Below are 17602 nucleotides of genomic sequence, written 5' to 3'. Positions count from 1 at the left end.
CCGCGGGGTGGGCCGCCCTCGGGTTGTGGGGGGCGGCGCGGGCGGCCCCCGGGGGGGGGGGGGCCCCCCCCCCGACACTGCCGTCGGGTCGCCTGCACCCGGCGCCCAGCGATGGAGGCATCACGTGAACAAGGCAGATCTCGTCAGGGAACTGGAGAAGACACTCGGCAGCCGCAAGGCCGCCGTCGAGGCGCTCGACACGGTGTTCGACACGATCGTCCGGGAGGTCGTGCGCGGGGGCAAGGTCGCGATCACCGGGTTCGGCACGTTCGACCGGGTCGACCGCGCGGCCCGCACGGGTCGCAACCCCCGCACGGGCGACGCCGTGCGGATCCCCAAGGGCCGCTCGCCACGGTTCCGTCCCGGAACGGCGTTCAAGGACTACGTCCGCAAACCGAGCACGGTCCCGAAGACCGGCACCGCGACGGGGCGTGCCCCGGCCGGGTCTGCCACGAAGGACGCCGCCGCGACGAAGAAGGCGGCGTCCGCGAAGAAGGCCGCGTCGAAGAAGACGGCGTCCGCGAAGAAGACGACAGCCACGAAGGCGGCGGCGAAGAAGTCGGCCACCCAGAGGGCCGCCGCGAAGAAGTCGGCGGCATCGAAGGCCACGGCCTCCACGGCGAAGAAGTCGACCGTCAAGAAGGCGGCGACCACGCGCAAGGCATCCGCTGCCTCCACGGGCGGGGCGAAGAAGACCGGCGCGAAGCGTACGGCGAAGAAGTCCTGACCCGAGGTCAGCGGATCGTCTCGCCCGGCCCGATCCCGCTGAGCCACACCCGCGTCGCGACGCGGCCGTCGTCGCCGAGCTCGACGTGGACGCGCTGCCCGCTGCGCAGGTGCAGCAACCCGCTGTCGACGACCGCGTCGAGGGGGACCTCCACCCGCCGACCGTCGTCGAGGAGCGCACTGCCCGGGTGCTCCCCGACCGGCTCGTGGATCGTCGCCTGCACGCCCGGCAGGGTAGCGCGCCCCAGCGCCGCAGCCGTGTGCTGGCCCACCCCCAGGGCCAGCGCGGACGCGAACGAGTCGGCGTCGTCGACATCCGTGCGCAGGCCGGGAGCGGCGAGACGGGCGGGGGAGTACCCGAGCTCCTCGTGCGCGCGGGCGCTGCCAGCCCCGAACGCCGTGCGCCAGGGCGGCCCGGTCGTGAGGTCGACGACGAGCAGAGCGGTACCCGAGCCGTCCGCGTCGGCGACGAGGCTCCCGGTCGGAAGACCTGCGGACGCCGCAGCCTCCGCCGCCGTGAGCGCCGGATGGTCCCCGAGGACCACCAGCCCCGTGATGCTCCCCGCTCGGGCCGCCGAGCCCAGCCCCGCGGCGACGGCCGCATCGAGCCCGCCCCCCGGGTCGGCCGGCACCCTGCAGCCGGCCTCGACGGCCCAGGCGCGTACCTCCGCGTGTGCGCTGACCACGTGCACCGCGGCGTCGGGCAGGCCGCCGCGCAGCGCTGCGACGGTGTCGCGGGCGAAGGCGTCCGCGAGGTCCCGCCGCATCGCCTCCGGCAGTGCCAGACGGGACTTCGCGAGCGGACCGCCCTTGACCGGGACGACGACCGCGAGCCGGTGGGTCGGGGTCACGGCGTCGATCCTGCCAACCCGCCGTGCCCTGCTCGACATCGCCCCCGCGGCAGACCACAATGCGGTGACCCCCCACGGAAGGACCCAGGTGAGCACCCCCACGGACTCCTCGCGTCCCTTCGGCTACCGGCTCGCCATCCGGATCCTGCGTCCCTTCCTCATGATGCTGACCCGGCGTGCGTGGTCCGGCACCGAGCACCTCCCCACGGAGGGTGGCTGGGTCGTCTGTCCCAACCACGTCTCGCACGTCGACCCGCTCGTCTTCGCGCACTACCTCGTCGACAACGGCCGCTCACCGCGCTTCCTCGGCAAGGTCGAGGTCTTCGACATCCCGGTCGTGGGGGCGATCCTGCGGTCGGCCGACCAGATTCCCGTCTACCGCGAGTCCGGGCGCGCCGTCGACGCGTACCGGGCGGCGGTCGACGCCGTGCGCGCCGGCAAGTGTGTGGCCGTCTACCCGGAGGGCACCCTGACCCGCGACCCCGACCTCTGGCCGATGCGTGGCAAGACCGGGGCCGCCCGTATCGCCCTCGAGACCCGGTGCCCGGTCGTGCCCGTTGCGATGTGGGGGCCGCAGGACGTCCTCGCACCGTACGAGCGGCGTCCTCGGCTCTTCCCTCGCCGCACGATGCACGTCCGGGCCGGCGCCCCGGTCGACCTCTCCGACCTCTACGACCGCCCCGTGACCGCCGAGCTGCTCCGGGACGCCTCGGCCCGGATCGTCGGGGCCATCACCGCCGAGCTCGAGGTGCTGCGCGGCGAGTCCGCCCCTCTCGAACGCTTCGACCCGCGCCGTGCCGGGATCACCCCGACCGGCCGGCCGCGCGACCTCCGGGAGGCGTCGTGAGCAGGGCAGCCGTGTTCGGGACCGGCAGCTGGGGGACGGCCTTCGCCGCCGTGCTCGCGGACGCCGGCACCCCCGTGACGATGTGGGGCCGCCGCGACGAGGTCGTCGAACAGGTCAACGCCGGCGTCAACGAGGCCTACCTGCCCGAGCTGCGTCTGCCGGACACCGTCCGGGCGACCACCGACCCCGCCGAGGCGACCGACGGTGCCGACGTCGTGGTCCTCGCCGTGCCGTCGCAGACGCTGCGCGAGAACCTCACCGCGTGGGCGTCGGTCCTGCCGGGGGACGCCGCGGTCGTCTCGCTGATGAAGGGCGTGGAGCTCGGGACGACGAAGCGGATGTCGGAGGTCGTCGCGGAGGTCGGCCGGGTCGACCCGGAGCGCGTCGCCGTCGTATCGGGCCCGAACCTGGCGCGTGAGATCGCCGCCAAGCAGCCGGCGGCCTCCGTCGTCGCGTCGAGCAGCACCGCTGTCGCCGAGCGGGTGGCCGCGGCTTGTGCCGCACCGTACTTCAGGCCCTACACGACGACCGACGTCGTCGGCACCGAGATCGCGGGCGCGGTGAAGAACGTCATCGCGCTGGCCGTCGGCATGGCCGAGGGCCTCGGCATGGGCGACAACTCCAAGGCGTCGATCATCACGCGGGGCCTGGCCGAGACCACCCGCCTCGGCACCGCAGTCGGCGGGGACGCGGTGACCTTCGCCGGCCTGGCCGGGGTCGGGGACCTCATCGCGACGTGCATGTCGCCGCTGTCGCGCAACCACTCCTTCGGCGTCCGCCTCGGCCAGGGCATGGCGGTCGACGAGGTCGTGGCGCTGACCCGGCAGACCGCCGAGGGCGTCAAGTCGTGCACGTCCATCGTCGAGCTCGCGCGCAAGCACGACGTCGACGTCCCGATCATCGAGCAGGTCGACGCGATGATCCGGCACGGGCGCACGTCGCAGGAGGTCGTCACCGCCCTGCTCTCACGCCCCCGCAAAGCCGAGACGGAGTGACCATGCCCGTGACCCGCGACCCGAATCTGGTCTCGCCCGAGGACCCCGACTACGAGTTCGGGTGGGACGAGGACCCGCGCTTCCTCATCCGGACGCGGGACGTCGAGGCGGCGGCCGCCGCGCTGGCGGCCGCCGCGCCTCGGCTGATGCTGGTCGATGCGGACGGACGCGAATGGGAGGCGGCCGAACCCGCCACGATGGTGGATGCCCACACGCCGAGCTTCGTCAGTGACGTGGAGGTCGTCCACGACGGTGTCCTGGTCTGGGCGGACACCAAGAGCGCCACGACATCGAAGATGGCTGAGGCCATGGTCCGCGTGATCGTCGAGGAGCTCGAGGCTCACGGCGTCGACGGGCTCGTCACCAGCGATGGCGAGAGCAGCATCCTCTGGGACCCGGCCCGTGCCCGGCCACATGCGTCCGCCTGCCGATGCTCGCCAGGACCCGGCGAGCTCGAAGCAGGCCCCGGCGGATTCTTCTGTCCGGACTGCGGTGGAGGCGTCATCGACAAGAACGGTGAGCCCTGGACGTGAGGCCGCTGACCTGCCATCGCCCGAACACCGAGGCAGCGATGCGCATGCCCTATCTCGACAGGTCAGTCGGCCGCGCGGTCGAGGGCTGCTGACAGGTCACGCCACAGGTCCTCGACGTCCTCGACACCCACCGCGAGACGCAACAGGTCCTCCGGCACCGTGGCCGGCTCGTCCGGGTGACGGCGGCGCCGCTCGAGGAGGCTCTCGACCCCGCCGAGGCTCGTCGCGTGCACCCAGACCTCGGTGGCGGCGCAGACCCGCTCGGCACCGGCCGGGCCCCCGAGGACCTCGACCGACACGATGGCCCCGATGCCCGGGTAGCGGACCCGGGTCACCGCCGGATGGTCCGCGAGCCGCTCCGCGAGGGCGGCGGCGTTCGCGCAGGCACGCTCCAGACGCAGGTGCAGGGTGCGCAGGCCGCGCAGCGCGAGCCAGGTCTCCATCGGGCCCGCGACGCCGCCGTGCAGCTGCCGGTGCCGGCGGAGCCGCTCGTGCAGCGCACGACCGTCCGCCGTCGCGGGGGTGACGAGGGCGCCGAGGAGGAGGTCGCTGTGGCCGGAGAGGTACTTCGTCGCCGAGTGCACGACGACATCGGCACCGAGCTCGAGCGGACGCTGGAGCAGCGGGGTCGAGAAGGTGTTGTCGACGGCCGTCAGCACACCACGCTCGCGGGCGGCGGCGGTCAGGGCCTCGAGGTCGGCCACCTCGAGGAGCGGGTTCGTCGGCGACTCGAGCCACAGCAGGTCGGCGCCCTCGAGCGCGGCGACGACGGCGCCGGTGTCCGTGACGTCGACGCGACGCACCGTGGCGGCGGTGTCGGCCTCGAGCGCCGAGACCGTGGCCATGACCCCGTTGTACGCGGCGTCCGGCACGACGACCGTCCCGCCGTGGGGGAGGAGCGAGAAGACCGCCGCGACGGCGGCCATCCCGGAGGCGAGGACGAGCGCCTCACCGCCCTCGAGCGAGCCGAGCGCCTCCTCGAACGCCGACCACGTCGGGTTGCCGCTGCGGGCGTAGGACACCGGCCCGTCGGCGTGGTACGTCGAGGTCAGGACGAGCGGGGCTCCGACCTGGCCTCCCGGGACGACGGGCTCCCTGCCGAGCGCGACCAGGCGGGTCGCCGGGGTGAGGTCGGGACGGGGAGGGCGCGGCTCGTCGGTCACGGAGTCACAGCCTAGGACGGCTAGAGTCGCTCGCGATGAGCCAGCCCAGCAGCGACCCCATCCGCATCGCCCTCGTCTTCGGCGGCCGGTCCTCGGAGCACGCCGTGTCGTGCGCGACCGCGGCGAGCGTCCTCGAGGCCCTCGACCGCGAGCGCTACGAGGTCGTGCCCGTCGGCATCGCCAAGGACGGGCACTGGGTGCTCGCCGCGGACGACCCCGAGCCGTTGCGCCTCACCCCGGGCCACGAGCCGGAGGTCGACGGCGGCTCCGCGAGCGTCATCGTCCCGACGAGCGTTACCGACCGCACCCTCGTCGTCCACGAGGCCGGGCAGCCGCCGCGCACCCTCGGCGAGGTCGACGTCGTGTTCCCCCTGCTCCACGGCCCGTTCGGGGAGGACGGCACACTCCAGGGCCTGCTCGACCTCGCCGACGTCCGCTACGTCGGCTCCGGTGTCACGGCGTCCGCGGTGATGATGGACAAAGCCCTCATGAAGACCGTGCTGGCCGCGGCCGGGCTCCCCGTCGGGCCGTACGTCGTCATCACCGACCGCGAGTGGCGCCGCGACAAGGCCGCGTCCCTGGACGCGGTGCGCAGCCTCGGCCTGCCGGTCTTCGTCAAGCCCGCCCGCGCCGGGTCGAGCATCGGCATCACGAAGGTGTCCTCAGCCGAAGGGCTCGAGGCGGCGGTCGAGGCCGCCCGCGAGCACGACCCGAAGGTCGTCGTCGAGGCCGCCGTCGACGGCCGCGAGATCGAGTGCGGCATCCTCGAGGGCCGGGGCACCGAGCCTCCCCGGGCGAGCGAGCTCGGCGAGTGCGTCGTCGTCGCGAACCACGACTTCTACGACTTCGAGGCCAAGTACCTGTCCGGGGACGACGACGTCCGGCTCACCACTCCGGCGGACGTCCCGCCCGAGGCAGCGCGCACCATCCGCGAGATGGCGGTCGAGGCGTTCGAGGCCGCGGGCTGCGAGGGGCTCGCCCGGGTCGACTTCTTCCTCCAGGACGACGGCCGGGTCGTCGTCAACGAGGTCAACACGATGCCGGGATTCACGCCCAGCTCGATGTTCCCGCGGATGTGGGCGGCCACGGGCATCGGGTACTCCGAGCTCATCGACGAGCTGGTCGCGCTGGCGCTGGAGCGGCGGACCGGCCTGCGCTGAGCCGGCTCAGCGGCAGTCGAGGCCGTTTCGTGGGAGGGCGCCGGCGACCTCGGTGAACGCCGGGAGGAGCAGTGGTGCCGGGTCGTAGTCGGACGGCACGAGCACCTCCAGGGCCGGGTCGCGGCCGAACGAGACGAAGCGGGTGCCGTCCGAGAGCGGCTCGGGGACCCAGCCCTGGCCGTCGACGTCGATGCACTCGGTCTCCGACGGACCGATCGCCGCGACGCCGCAACGGGCGACGACGGCCGGGTCACCCCATGCGGCGACGGCCGGGTCCGCCGGGTCCGTGTCGCGACGCTCCAGACCACTCACCATGCCGGGCCATGACGCGTCGGCACAGGCAGGGACGTCGGCGCCGCCGGGGACCGAGACGGCCACGGCGGAGGAGCACCCGGACAGCACGACGGCGACAGCGCCGAGCGCTGCCGCCGCCGGGCGGGGTCGGTGCGGGGTCAGACGTGGACCACCGTGCACGTGAGCGTCCGGGTGATGCCGTCGGTGTCCTGGATCCGCGAGATGACGAGCTTGCCGAGGTCGTCGACGGTGCCGGCCTCGACCCGGGCGATGACGTCGTAGGGACCGGTGACGTCCTCGGCGAGGACGACGCCGTCGATCTGCGCGATGGCCGCGGCGACGGAGGCCGCCTTGCCGACGTCGGTCTGGACCAGGATGTAGGCCTGTACCACTGCTTCCCACCTTGTCGTCGTGGTCGCCGGGCCCTGGGCGACCGCGGCGTTGGGGCCCGCGGTGGTGGCCGGGGGCGCCCCAGACGCTACCGTGCCGGTGGTCCGGTCGTCACTGCGGGAGGAGGGCCCGGATGGAGCGCCTGCGCGACCTCGACGAGGCGTCCCTCCTCGAGCGTGTCCTGCCGCACTACCGCGCGGCCCGGCCGCGGCCTTGGGGAACGGTCACGGTGCCCGCGGGGGACGACGCCGCCGTCCTCGGGGCGCCGGGGGGCAGCGTGGTCGCGACGACGGACTCGATGGTCCGGGACCACGACTGGCGCGACGACTGGTCCACCGGCCACGACGTCGGCGTCAAGGTGGCGGTCCAGAACCTCGCGGACATCGCGGCGATGGGGGCCGAACCGTCCGGGCTGCTCGTCTCGCTCGTGGCCGACCCGGACACCGCTGTCGCGTGGGCCGTCGACCTCGCGGCCGGTGTCGCGTCCGTCGCCGAGGAGGCGAACGCACCGGTCGTCGGTGGCGACCTGTCGTCCGCCCCGCCCGGTGTCGTCGTGGTCGGCGTGACCGCGCTCGGGGACCTGCGCGGGCGCTCGCCGGTGCTGCGTTCCGGGGCCTCGCCGGGCGACATCGTCGCCGTGTGCGGCTCGCTCGGCCGTTCCGGGGGTGGGCTCGAGGTGCTGCGCCGCGGCCTCTCGCGAGACGGTGCGGCCGCCGGGCTCGTCGCCTACCACCGGGCGCCCCGACCGCCGTGGGACGCGGGCCCGGCTGCGGCCGAGGGTGGCGCCACGGCGCTCGTCGACGTCTCCGACGGTCTTGTCACCGACCTCGGGCGCGTCGCGTCGGCGAGCCGGGTCGTGGTCGAGCTGGAGGGCGACGTGCTGCGCGAGCGCTTCGCGGACGGCGACCTGACAGGGGTGCTCGGGGCCGAGGAGGCGCTGCACCAAGTGCTCGCCGGGGGTGAGGAGCACGCGCTCGTCGGCTGCTTCCCGCCCGGCACCGACCTCACGGGTCTGCCGGGGCAGCCGTGGGTGCCCGTCGGACGCGTGGTCGATGCGTCCGGCGCGGGCGCACGCGTCACGGTCGACGGTGAGGTGCCGGACGCCCGGGGCTGGGACCACTTCGACCGTTCCCCCTGAGCCTCTCCGGCGCAGCCCGGGGGCCCGGACGCGGAACGGGCGGCCTCCCCGTGGGGAGGCCGCCCGTTCCGGCGTGCGTCAGTGGGTGGTCAGCGCTTGACCTTGCCCGCCTTGAGGCACGAGGTGCAGACGTTGAGCCGCTTCGGGGTCGCCCCGGCGTCACCGACGAGCGCCTTGACGCGCTGGATGTTCGGGTTCCAGCGGCGCTTCGTGCGGCGGTGCGAGTGCGAGATGTTGTGCCCGAAACCGGGGCCCTTGCCGCAGACGTCGCAGGTGGCAGCCACGGGTGATCTCCTGTGCAGTGCGTGTGTGATGGTCCTGGGGCGCGGCGCACCGGCGCGCGCGCAACCGGACAAGAGTAGCCGAGGCGCGCCGGGGGAACCAAAACGGCGGCGCGGGCCGCCTGAGGACCGGCGGATACCCTGAGCCCGTGCCCGACGTGTTCTCCGCCGACGACGCCCGGCACTGGGCCCTCCTCACCCGGGCCGCGCTGGCCGCGCGACGCGCCGAGATCGACGCCCTCAACGTCTTCCCGGTCCCGGACGGCGACACCGGCACGAACATGTTCCTCACCCTCGACGGCGCCCTCGACGACGTCGTGTCGGCCCACGAGGCCCGCGGCATCCTCGGGACGGCCGACCTCGTCGAGGAGTGCAGCAGCCTGCGCCGTGCCGTCCTGATGTCCGCACGGGGAAACTCGGGCGTCATCCTCAGCCAGGTCGTCGGCGGGCTCTGCGACGTCGTGGTCGAGCACCGCCTCACCGAGCTCGACGCGCCCCTCCTCGCGGACTGCCTCGAGCGCGGCGCAGCCAAGGCCCGCGCCAGCGTCGCCCACCCGCAGGAGGGCACGATGCTCACCGTCGCCGACGCCGGTGCGGCCGCGGCTCGGCACCGGGCGGACGACGGCGGCTCGCTCGGCGACGTCGCCGAGGCGGCGGTCCAGGCCGCGCAGGACGCCCTCGCACGCACGCCCGACCAGCTGCCCGTGCTCGCGAGTGCCGGCGTCGTCGACGCAGGCGGCGCCGGGTGCGTCCTGCTCCTCGAGTCGCTGCACCGGGTCGTCACCGGCGCCTGGAGCCCCACCGAGGACGGGCTGCACTCCACCGCGCCGGCCGAGCGGCGTGGCGAGTGGCAGCGCTCGGACGGCGGCTCGGCGCCTGGCCGTCCGGCCGACGACGTCACCCCGGACGGCCCGGCGTTCGAGGTCATGTACCTCCTCGGCGGCTCGACGCAGGAGGAGGTCGACCGCCTGCGGGCGACCCTCGACGGGCTCGGCGACTCCCTGCTCGTCGTCGGAGGGCCCGACCTCTGGAACGTCCACGTGCACACCGACGCGCCCGGCGCGGCCGTCGAGGCGGGCATCCTCGCCGGGTCGCCGCAGCGGATCAGGATCACGCACCTGCCGAGCCAGGTCGCGGCCCGCGAGGAGGTCGTCCCCGTCGGGGTGGTGGCCGGGGCCGCCGGCCCGGGCATCGCGTCCCTGCTCACCAAGGCCGGTGCCGTACCGATCGAGTTCGCCCCCGGGCGGAGGGCCTCGGCGAGCCAGTACCTCGAGGCCGCCCGCAGCACCGGCGCCACCTCCGTCGTGCTCCTCCCCGCCGACCACGACGGCATGGCCAGCGCCGAGATCGCCGCCGAGGCCGGCCCGGACGACGGGCTCGACCTCCACGTCGTCCCGGCCCGCACCACGGTGCAGGCGCTCGCCGCGCTGGCCGTCCTCGACCCCGAGCGCACCGTGCACGCCAACGTCGTCGCGATGACCGGCGCCGCGGTGTCCACCCGGCACGGCGCGGTGACGGTCGCCACGAAGGAGGCGCTCACCTGGGCGGGGGTGTGCCATCCCGGGGACGTCCTCGGCGTGGTCGACGGCGACGTCGCGCTCCTCGGGGACGACCTCGCGACCTCCGCCGGCGACGTTCTCGACCGTCTGCTCTCGGCGGGCGGCGAGCTCGTCACCCTCGTCGTCGGGGCGGACGCGGACCCCGCGCTCGCGGACCGCGTGGCCGACCGGCTGGGGCGCGAGCGACCCGAGGTCGAGGTCGTCGTCGTCGAGGGCGGCCAGCCGGTCTACCCGCTGCTCCTCGGGGTCGAGTGAGCGTGGCCACCGAGTCCAGCCCGCTGCGCCCGGTCATCGCCCAGGCCGCCGCCGAGTTCGCCGAGCACCGCGACCTGCACACGGTCGGGGACCTGCTCGCCTTCTGGCCGCGGCGCTACCGCACCCGCGAGTCCGACCTCGGCGCGGTCGAGGTCGGGCAGTTCCTCGTGGGCGTCGCGGAGGTCAAGACGGCCCGTACTCGCCGGATGCAGAAGCGCAAGGGCACGATGCTCGAGGTCGTCATCACCGACGGCCGCAACGACCTCGACATCACGTTCTTCAAGGCCTGGGGGCACGAGAAGGCACTCGTCCCCGGCGCGCGCGGCCTGTTCGCCGGGACGGTCGGCACCTACCGCGGCCGACTCCAGCTGACCCATCCCGGATACACGATGCTCGACGACCTCGACGCCGGCGAGCGCAAGGACCTCATCCCCATCTACCGCCAGGTGGGCAAGCTGCACACCTGGACCGTCACCGAGTCCGTGCGCCGGGTCCTCGACGTCCTCGACGACGTGCCGGACGCCCTTCCGGACGCGGTCCGCACCCGCCGCGGGCTCGTCTCGCGCACCGACGCGCTGCGGGGTGTCCACACCCCCGACTCGATGCGCGAGGTCGAGGACGCCCGGCGCCGGCTGCGCTACGAGGAGGCGTTCGTCCTCCAGGCCACGCTCGCGCAGCGGCGGCGGGCCTCCGCCGGCACCGCCACCCGGGCCAGGCCCCGCCGGGACGACGGGCTGCTCGCCGCCTTCGACGCCCGGATGCCCTTCGAGCTCACCGCCGGGCAACGGGAGGTGGGGGAGACCGTGGCGGGCGAGATGGGCCGAGCAGTACCGATGCATCGGCTGCTGCAGGGCGAGGTCGGCTCCGGCAAGACCGTCGTGGCGCTGCGGGCGATGCTCCAGGCGGTCGACTCCGGCGGCCAGGCGGCCCTGCTCGCCCCGACCGAGGTGCTCGCGGCGCAGCACCACCGCACGCTCACCGCGATGCTCGGCGACCTCGCCGAGGGCGGGATGCTGGGCGGGGCCGAGCACGCCACCCGGGTCGCGCTGCTCACCGGCAGCCAGCCGACCGCCGAGCGGGCGCGGGCGCTCTCCGAGGCCGTGACGGGCGAGGCCGGCATCGTCGTCGGGACGCACGCGCTGCTGCAGGAGAACGTGCAGTTCTACGACCTCGCCCTCGTCGTCGTCGACGAGCAGCACCGGTTCGGGGTCGAGCAGCGCGACACGCTGCGGGGCAAGGGCGAGACCCCGCCGCATGTCCTCGTCATGACCGCGACGCCCATCCCGCGCACCGTCGCGATGACCGTCTTCGGCGACCTCGAGACCTCGACCCTGCGCGAGCTGCCCGCGGGGCGCCAGCCGATCACGACGCACGTCGTGCCCGAGACCTGGCCGGGCTGGCTCGATCGCACCTGGGCCCGGGTGGGGGAGGAGGCCCGCGCCGGACGACAGGTCTACGTCGTCTGCCCGCGGATCGGTGAGGACGACCAGCCCGACGAGGAGACCGTCCTGACGTCCGAGACCCCCGACCCGGAGGCGGACGGCGACGCTCCCGCGCCGCCGCGTCCGCTGAAGAGCGTCAGCGGGGTCGCCGCCGCGCTCGCCGAGGAGCCCGCGCTGGCCGGGCTGCGGCTCGAGGTGCTGCACGGCCGGCTGTCCGCGGAGGACAAGGACGGCGTCATGGGGCGGTTCGCCCGCGGCGAGGTGGACGTCCTCGTCTCGACCACCGTCGTCGAGGTCGGGGTCGACGTCCCGAACGCGACCGTCATGGTCGTCATGGACGCCGACCGCTTCGGCGTCTCGCAGCTGCACCAGCTGCGCGGCCGCGTCGGGCGCGGCGGCCTGCCGGGGCTGTGCCTCCTCGTGTCCGGGACGCCGGCGACGGCCACCCAGGAGCGGCTCATGGCCGTCGCGGCGTCCGGCGACGGCTTCGAGCTCGCCCGGCTCGACCTCTCCCAGCGCCGCGAGGGTGACATCCTCGGCGCGGCGCAGCACGGCCGGCGCACCCAGCTGGAGTTCCTCCACATCCTCGAGCACGAGGACGTCATCGAGGCCGCCCGCGAGGACGCGTTCGCCGTCGTCGAGGCCGACCCCGACCTGGGTGCGCACCCGCTGCTCGCCGACGCCGTCCGGGCCCGGGTCGACGCGGAGCAGGCCGCCTACCTGGAGCGCGGATGACCCGGATCATCGCGGGGTCGGCCGGTGGTCGCACCCTGCGCACCCCGCCGGGGTCCGGCACCCGCCCGACGAGCGACCGGGTCCGCGAGGCGCTGTTCTCGTCCCTCGACGCCCGCGACGCGGTCCGCGACGCGCGGGTGCTCGACCTCTACGCCGGCTCCGGGGCCCTGGGGCTCGAGGCGATGAGCAGGGGCGCCCGCACCGCGGTGCTCGTCGAGTCGGACCGTCGCGCGGCGGCCACCGCGAGCGGCAACGCACGCTCCCTCGGGTTCGAGGGTGTCCGCGTGCTCGCGTCGACGGTGACCGCGGCCCTCGCCGGGGAGCCCGGGCCGGACGACCACGTCGACCTCGCCCTCCTCGACCCGCCGTACGACCTCGGCGAGGAGGCGCTCACGGCGGTGCTCGGCCGGCTGGCGGACGCCTGGCTGGCCTCCGGCGCGCTCGTCGTCGTCGAACGCTCCTCCCGCTCGCCCGAACCCACCTGGCCTGTCGGGCTCGAGCGGGTCGGTGGGGCACGGCGTTACGGGGAGACCACCATCTGGCTCGCCGAGGCGGAGTGAGAGGGCTCGGTCACGCCTCGACGTCGTCCTCGTGGACGAGGGTCGAGCGTGCGGTCGGTACCAGCCGGCGCAGGTGGAGCGGGACCTCGTCGAGGTCGTGCGCCGCGCAGTGGGCGGCCAGGTCGGCGCGGACACCCACGAGGGACTCCGCGGCAGGGTCCAGCACGTCCGTCGACGGTCCCGTGGCGACCCAGACCAGACAGTTCGCGCGGCGCACCGGCAGCCGAGGGAAGCCGTTGGGCGCCGGGTCGGTCTCCAGGACAGAGCGCAGCGTCAGGCCGGCCTCGGCGCTGAGCCGCTCCAGTGCACCGAGGACGCGGTCGTCCGGCACACCCTGTCGTCCGGTCCGCCGGTGTGCGAGGACGACGACCGCGGCGCCGGGGCCGACCGGCTCGTCGCGCAGGGCCGCCGGGCGGATCTGCAGCGCGGGTCCTCCGGGGTGCCGACGCAGCTGGAGGACGTCGTCGAAGGTCACCATCGTGGCGTTCGCACGGTCCGCGTGCCGGGCCCACACCGGCCCCCCGTAGAACGCCGCGAGGGCCTCCGCCCGGGCCGCGGGGTCGGCGAAGCCGCGGAGCCAGACGAACCGCCGGGGATGGTCGACGTCGCGGAACTGGCCCACGACGCGCATCCCGCACTCCTCCTGGGGCTCGACGAGCGAGGTCTCGAAGACGTCGAGGAGGTCTTCGAGACGACCCTCACGCAGCAGGTACTGGCGCAGCTCGAGGAGGGGCGGGGACGGCTCGAGGGTGGTCATGGACGTGGCTCCGCGAGCGCGTCGGTGAGCCGCGTGGCCGTGGCGACGAGGTCGTCGAACGGACGCGCGCCGAGCCGCTCGGTCATCTCGCGCTGGGCCGTCCGCCAGGCCGGAGCGCACTCGGCGAGCAGGGCGGCGCCCTCGGGGGTCAGGCCGACCTGTCGGGCTCTGCCGTCGGCCGGGTCCGGTGTGAACGCGACGAGCCGACGTCGCTCGAGTACCCGCAGCTCGCGGGCGAGGGCGGACCGCTCCGTGCCGAGCGCCCGGGAGAGTGCCGTGGGCCCGGACGGCCCATGCCGCCGCACCGCCGCGAGGACCGCGACCTGGGTCACCCGCAGGCCGTGCGGCCGCAGGGCCTCGTCGTAGGTGCGGGTCACCGCGCGCGCCGCGGCGCGCAGGTTCCCTGCGAGGCAGCCCGTGAAGTCCTCGGAGTGTTCGACCACAAGTACGGGTATATACCCTTACCTGGGCACCCGTCAACCCGGCGAGCGTTCGACGAAGATTCGACACCGCAGGTCGAGGGCGGTCTGCGGGTCTGACAGGATGGCGCCATGAGCGACTACGAGATCCCCCGGCCCGTGAGCGGCGACGTCATCGAGCTCATCCTCGACGACCACCGCCGCTTCGAGGACCTCCTGCGCGAGTGCCGCCGCACCGACACCGACCGCGCGGCCGCCCGGCACGCGCTCGCCGAGATCCTCGTCGCGCACGCCACCGCCGAGGAGGAGAAGGTCTACCCGACGCTGCGTCAGAAGGCCGAGGACATCGGCGAGCACGAGGCCGAGCACGGCGAGGAGGAGCACGCCGAGATCACCGAGGCGCTGCTGGCGTTCCTGCGGGCCAAGGGCACCGACACCGACACGTACGACGAGGCGCTCGAGGACCTCGCCACGGTCGTCAACCACCACTCCAACGAGGAGGAGCAGACCATCCTCAACCCGGCCCGCGAGGAGGTCTCCGTCGAGACGCGCGAGCGCCTCGGGGTCGACTGGCTGACCCGCCGCAACGCGCTGCTCGAGCAGGGCTGCGCCTCCGAGGGGCAGGTCAAGGCCCTGCTCGACACGGCCGTCGGCAAGGGTGCGCTCGCCCCGGCGCCCGCCCGGGCGGAGGCCGAGGAGATCAAGGCCGAGGCCAAGGAGCAGGCCGAGGAGATCGAGGACGCCGCCAAGCGAGACGGCTGACCCGCCCCTGACCGGGGCACTTGTAGGGTGACGCGCGTGAGCGAGCGTGTGCGCCGAGCCGTCTGCCCCGGCTCCTACGACCCGGTGACCCACGGTCACCTCGACGTCGTGGTACGCGCCGCCGCCCTCCACGACGAGGTCGTCGTCGCCGTCCTGCACAACCCGGCCAAGCAGGGCACGTTCCCGGTGGCGGAGCGGGTCGCGTTCGTCGAACGGGCCGTGGCCGCGGCCGGGCTGGCCGACACCGTCCGGGTCGAGGAGTTCGCCAACCGTCTGCTGGTCGACGTCTGCCGGGACGTCGGCGCCGACGTCGTCGTCAAGGGCCTGCGCGGCGGCACCGACTTCGCGTACGAGCTGCCGATGGCCCGGATGAACCGCCACCTCACCGGCGTCGAGACCGTCTTCCTCCCGGGGGACCCGTCCCTCGAGCACGTCTCCAGCTCGCTCGTCAAGGAGGTCGTCCGTTACGGCGGTGACGTCTCGGGCCTGGTTCCGGACGAGGTCCGGGACGCACTCACGGCACGGCTGCGCGGTGACGGCTGAGACCGCACCCGCGCGGATCCGCCCGGCCCGTGAGGCCGCCGTCCGCGCGCGGTTCCGTCCCGACATCGAGGGCCTGCGGGCCCTCGCCGTCCTCGCCGTGCTCGCCTACCACGCCGGGCTGCCCGTCCGGGCGGGCTTCGTCGGGGTGGACATCTTCTTCGTCATCTCGGGGTACCTCATCACGGGGCTGCTCGTCGCCGAGCTCGAGCACACGGGCCGGATCTCGTGGGTCCGCTTCGTCGGACGACGCATCCGACGGCTGCTCCCGGCAGCGGTGCTCGTGCTGGCGGTCGTGTCGGCGTGGGCCTGGGCCGTGGTCCCCGGAGAGCGCCGGCAGTCGATCGCGCACGACGTCGTCGCCGCCGCCACGTACGTCGTCAACTGGGTCTTCGCAGGCCGCGAGGTCGACTACCTCGCCACCGACGCCCGCCCGTCGCCGGTGCAGCACTACTGGTCGCTCGCGGTGGAGGAGCAGTTCTACGTCCTGTGGCCGCTCGTCCTCATCGTGCTGGCCTTCGTGGTCCGCCGGCTCGGGCGCCGGATCGACCGGCGGACGGTGGCCGTCACGCTCGCCCCGCTCGTCGTGGCGTCCCTCGCCTGGTCGGTCTGGTTCTCGCACGCCTCCCCGCGCGCATCCTTCTTCACGACGCCCACCCGGGTCTGGGAGCTCGGCGTCGGTGCCCTGCTCGCCGTCTGGATCGCCGGGAGGCCCCGTCCGGACCGGCCCGTCCCCTGGGCGGCCGCGGCCGGCTGGGCCGGGCTGGCGGCCCTGGTCGCGACGGCCTTCCTGCTCCCGACCGGCATCGAGTGGCCGAGCGCGTGGGCGCTGCTGCCGACGCTCCCGACCGCGCTCGTCATCTGGGCCGGATGGCAGGGGTCGGCGTGGGGCCCGGTGCGCCTGCTCGGTGCCCGCCCGGGCGTCTGGCTCGGCGGGATGTCGTACTCGGTCTACCTGTGGCACTGGCCGGTCATCGTCATGTCGGAGTGGACCTACGAGCGGCTCACCGACGAGCGGCTCCCCGGGTGGGCGCTGGTGGCGTTCGCCGTCGCCTCGCTCTGGCCCGCGTGGATCTCCTGGCGCTGGCTCGAGCAGCCCCTGCACTACGGCGACCTCCTCCGCAACCGCCCGCGGGCCCTCCTCGCCTCGGGCGTCGCGCTGTCCCTCGTGGGCGTGGCGGCCGCGCTGCCCCTCCTGCCGCTGCGGTCGCCCTTCGTCACCAGCCCGCCGAACGGCACGACCCCGCCGGTCACGGCGCTCGGGGCGGCGACGGTCGTCCCGAGCCGGGCGGTCGCGGACGCGGTCGACCCCGTCTGGGTGACGCCCGACCCGCTCCTCGCCGGCAAGGACCGGCCCGACGCGGACGTCGACCGCTGCCAGGTGGCCCACGGCACGACCGAGCCGGTGCGCTGCGCGTTCGGCGACCCGACGGGGGAGCGCACGGTGGCGCTCGTCGGGGACTCCAAGGCGATGCAGTGGCTCCCCGCGCTGCAGCAGCAGGCGCGCGAGCAGGGGTGGCGGATCGTCACGTACGGCAAGTCCGCCTGCGCCTTCGCGGACGCCCCCGCCCTCGAGGGGGCGGCTGCGTACCCCCAGTGCGACGCGTGGAACGACGCCGTCGTCGACGCCCTCCTCGCCGACCCGCCGGACGTCCTCGTCACCTCGGGTGTCGCGCGTGGCGCGTGGGTCGACGACCGTGCCGACGCGGGGACCCTCGTCGCCGGGTACGCGCGGCGGTGGCAGGAGCTCGTGGCCGCCGGGATGCCGGTCGTCGTCATCGGGGACAGCCCGGTCTCCCCGGACGACCTCGACGTCTGCGCGGCCTGGCATCCCGAGGAGCTCGAGGCATGCACCTTCCCGGCGGAGCCGTCCGTCGCGGCGAGCGCCCTGCCCGTCCAGCGGGAGGCGGTGGCCGAGGCCGGTGAGGGCGTGACGCTGCTCGACCTCACGAGCTACATCTGCCCGGGCGGGGAGTGCCCGGTCGTCATCGGGCACGTCGCGGTGCACCGGGCGGGCGACCACGTCACCGCGACCTACGCCCGCACCCTGTCTGCGCGCGTGGCGAGCGCGGTCGACCGGGCCCTCGGGACCGACGACGACGGCTGACCTGGACATCCCCGCTCCACTCGGTTTGGGCTGCAGGGCCGGGCCCGGTAATCTTGCTCCTCGGTCTGCGTCCGTGTGACGTGGCCGA

General features: G+C 74.6%; 19 protein-coding genes. 12 read left to right on the top strand and 7 right to left on the bottom strand.

From position 1 onward, the window contains the following. Positions 1-124: 124 nt before the first annotated feature. A complete protein-coding gene (locus JQN72_RS11140; RefSeq protein WP_204135258.1) occupies positions 125-727 on the top strand; it encodes an HU family DNA-binding protein in 603 nt (200 codons plus the stop codon). A gap of 7 nt (positions 728-734) precedes the next feature. Here the strand turns inward: JQN72_RS11140 and JQN72_RS18400 are convergent, their stop codons facing one another. Beyond that, positions 735-1577, bottom strand: a complete 843-nt coding sequence (locus JQN72_RS18400; RefSeq protein WP_239100502.1) for a hypothetical protein — start codon at positions 1575-1577, stop codon at positions 735-737. An 88-nt stretch (positions 1578-1665) separates the two neighbouring features. Here JQN72_RS18400 and JQN72_RS11130 point away from each other — a divergent pair, with 88 nt between their 5' ends. The 3 genes from JQN72_RS11130 to JQN72_RS11120 are packed head-to-tail and all read left to right on the top strand — an operon-like array spanning position 1666 to position 3952. After that, entirely contained in the window at positions 1666-2424 is a 759-nt protein-coding gene (locus JQN72_RS11130) for a lysophospholipid acyltransferase family protein (RefSeq protein ID WP_307812627.1), read from the top strand. Further along, positions 2421-3419: an NAD(P)H-dependent glycerol-3-phosphate dehydrogenase gene (locus tag JQN72_RS11125; protein ID WP_204135257.1), complete on the top strand. Its 999-nt coding sequence runs from the start codon at positions 2421-2423 to the stop codon at positions 3417-3419. Before JQN72_RS11130 ends, JQN72_RS11125 begins: the two co-directional genes overlap by 4 nt. A 2-nt stretch (positions 3420-3421) precedes the next feature. After that, positions 3422-3952: a hypothetical protein gene (locus JQN72_RS11120; RefSeq protein WP_204135256.1), complete on the top strand. Its 531-nt coding sequence runs from the start codon at positions 3422-3424 to the stop codon at positions 3950-3952. Positions 3953-4014: 62 nt separating this feature from the next. Here JQN72_RS11120 and JQN72_RS11115 read toward each other — a convergent pair whose 3' ends face one another. Continuing rightward, positions 4015-5115 carry a PLP-dependent aspartate aminotransferase family protein gene (locus JQN72_RS11115; protein WP_204135255.1) on the bottom strand — a complete coding sequence of 367 codons (1101 nt, stop codon included), beginning with the start codon at positions 5113-5115 and terminating at the stop codon, positions 4015-4017. A gap of 35 nt (positions 5116-5150) precedes the next feature. Here JQN72_RS11115 and JQN72_RS11110 point away from each other — a divergent pair, with 35 nt between their 5' ends. After that, positions 5151-6275 (top strand): D-alanine--D-alanine ligase family protein, encoded by a 1125-nt coding sequence (locus tag JQN72_RS11110; protein WP_204135254.1) that lies wholly within the window; start codon positions 5151-5153, stop codon positions 6273-6275. 6 nt (positions 6276-6281) lie between these two features. Here the strand turns inward: JQN72_RS11110 and JQN72_RS11105 are convergent, their stop codons facing one another. Beyond that, positions 6282-6653, bottom strand: a complete 372-nt coding sequence (locus tag JQN72_RS11105; RefSeq protein ID WP_307812626.1) for a DUF3515 family protein — start codon at positions 6651-6653, stop codon at positions 6282-6284. Positions 6654-6727: 74 nt separating this feature from the next. Next, positions 6728-6961 carry an Lrp/AsnC ligand binding domain-containing protein gene (locus tag JQN72_RS11100; protein ID WP_204135253.1) on the bottom strand — a complete coding sequence of 78 codons (234 nt, stop codon included), beginning with the start codon at positions 6959-6961 and terminating at the stop codon, positions 6728-6730. A gap of 131 nt (positions 6962-7092) precedes the next feature. Here JQN72_RS11100 and thiL point away from each other — a divergent pair, with 131 nt between their 5' ends. Continuing rightward, entirely contained in the window at positions 7093-8097 is a 1005-nt protein-coding gene (gene thiL / locus JQN72_RS11095; RefSeq protein WP_204135252.1) for a thiamine-phosphate kinase, read from the top strand. An 89-nt stretch (positions 8098-8186) separates the two neighbouring features. Here thiL and rpmB read toward each other — a convergent pair whose 3' ends face one another. Then, positions 8187-8381: a 50S ribosomal protein L28 gene (rpmB, locus tag JQN72_RS11090; RefSeq protein WP_204135251.1), complete on the bottom strand. Its 195-nt coding sequence runs from the start codon at positions 8379-8381 to the stop codon at positions 8187-8189. Between the two features lie 146 nt (positions 8382-8527). Between rpmB and JQN72_RS11085 the strand changes: the two genes are divergently transcribed. The 3 genes from JQN72_RS11085 to rsmD are packed head-to-tail and all read left to right on the top strand — an operon-like array spanning position 8528 to position 12929. Then, positions 8528-10192, top strand: coding sequence for a DAK2 domain-containing protein (locus JQN72_RS11085; RefSeq protein WP_204135250.1), 1665 nt, complete (start codon positions 8528-8530; stop codon positions 10190-10192). A 2-nt stretch (positions 10193-10194) separates the two neighbouring features. Next, complete coding sequence (locus tag JQN72_RS11080) at positions 10195-12369, top strand: ATP-dependent DNA helicase RecG (protein ID WP_307812625.1); 2175 nt, start codon at positions 10195-10197, stop codon at positions 12367-12369. Continuing rightward, positions 12366-12929: a 16S rRNA (guanine(966)-N(2))-methyltransferase RsmD gene (gene rsmD, locus JQN72_RS11075; protein WP_204135248.1), complete on the top strand. Its 564-nt coding sequence runs from the start codon at positions 12366-12368 to the stop codon at positions 12927-12929. The genes JQN72_RS11080 and rsmD overlap by 4 nt, the downstream gene beginning before the upstream one ends. 10 nt (positions 12930-12939) lie before the next feature. Here rsmD and JQN72_RS11070 read toward each other — a convergent pair whose 3' ends face one another. Both JQN72_RS11070 and JQN72_RS11065 read right to left on the bottom strand, forming a co-directional pair. Beyond that, the gene (locus JQN72_RS11070; protein WP_204135247.1) at positions 12940-13686 is read right to left on the bottom strand and encodes an NIPSNAP family protein; all 747 of its coding nucleotides are present in this window, start codon (positions 13684-13686) and stop codon (positions 12940-12942) included. Then, entirely contained in the window at positions 13683-14129 is a 447-nt protein-coding gene (locus tag JQN72_RS11065) for a MarR family winged helix-turn-helix transcriptional regulator (protein ID WP_204135246.1), read from the bottom strand. Before JQN72_RS11065 ends, JQN72_RS11070 begins: the two co-directional genes overlap by 4 nt. A 108-nt stretch (positions 14130-14237) precedes the next feature. Here JQN72_RS11065 and JQN72_RS11060 point away from each other — a divergent pair, with 108 nt between their 5' ends. Genes JQN72_RS11060 through JQN72_RS18905 form a run of 3 tightly spaced genes read left to right on the top strand, consistent with a single transcriptional unit; the run spans position 14238 to position 17514 of the window. Continuing rightward, positions 14238-14867 (top strand): hemerythrin domain-containing protein, encoded by a 630-nt coding sequence (locus JQN72_RS11060; RefSeq protein ID WP_204135245.1) that lies wholly within the window; start codon positions 14238-14240, stop codon positions 14865-14867. A 36-nt stretch (positions 14868-14903) separates the two neighbouring features. After that, complete coding sequence (coaD, locus tag JQN72_RS11055; protein WP_204135244.1) at positions 14904-15410, top strand: pantetheine-phosphate adenylyltransferase; 507 nt, start codon at positions 14904-14906, stop codon at positions 15408-15410. Continuing rightward, positions 15400-17514, top strand: coding sequence for an acyltransferase family protein (locus JQN72_RS18905; protein ID WP_204135243.1), 2115 nt, complete (start codon positions 15400-15402; stop codon positions 17512-17514). Before coaD ends, JQN72_RS18905 begins: the two co-directional genes overlap by 11 nt. Positions 17515-17602 lie beyond the last annotated feature (88 nt).

Source organism: Phycicoccus sp. CSK15P-2 (genome assembly GCF_016888005.1).
Lineage (GTDB): Bacteria > Actinomycetota > Actinomycetes > Actinomycetales > Dermatophilaceae > Phycicoccus.
This window is presented reverse-complemented; position numbering and strand designations above follow the sequence as displayed.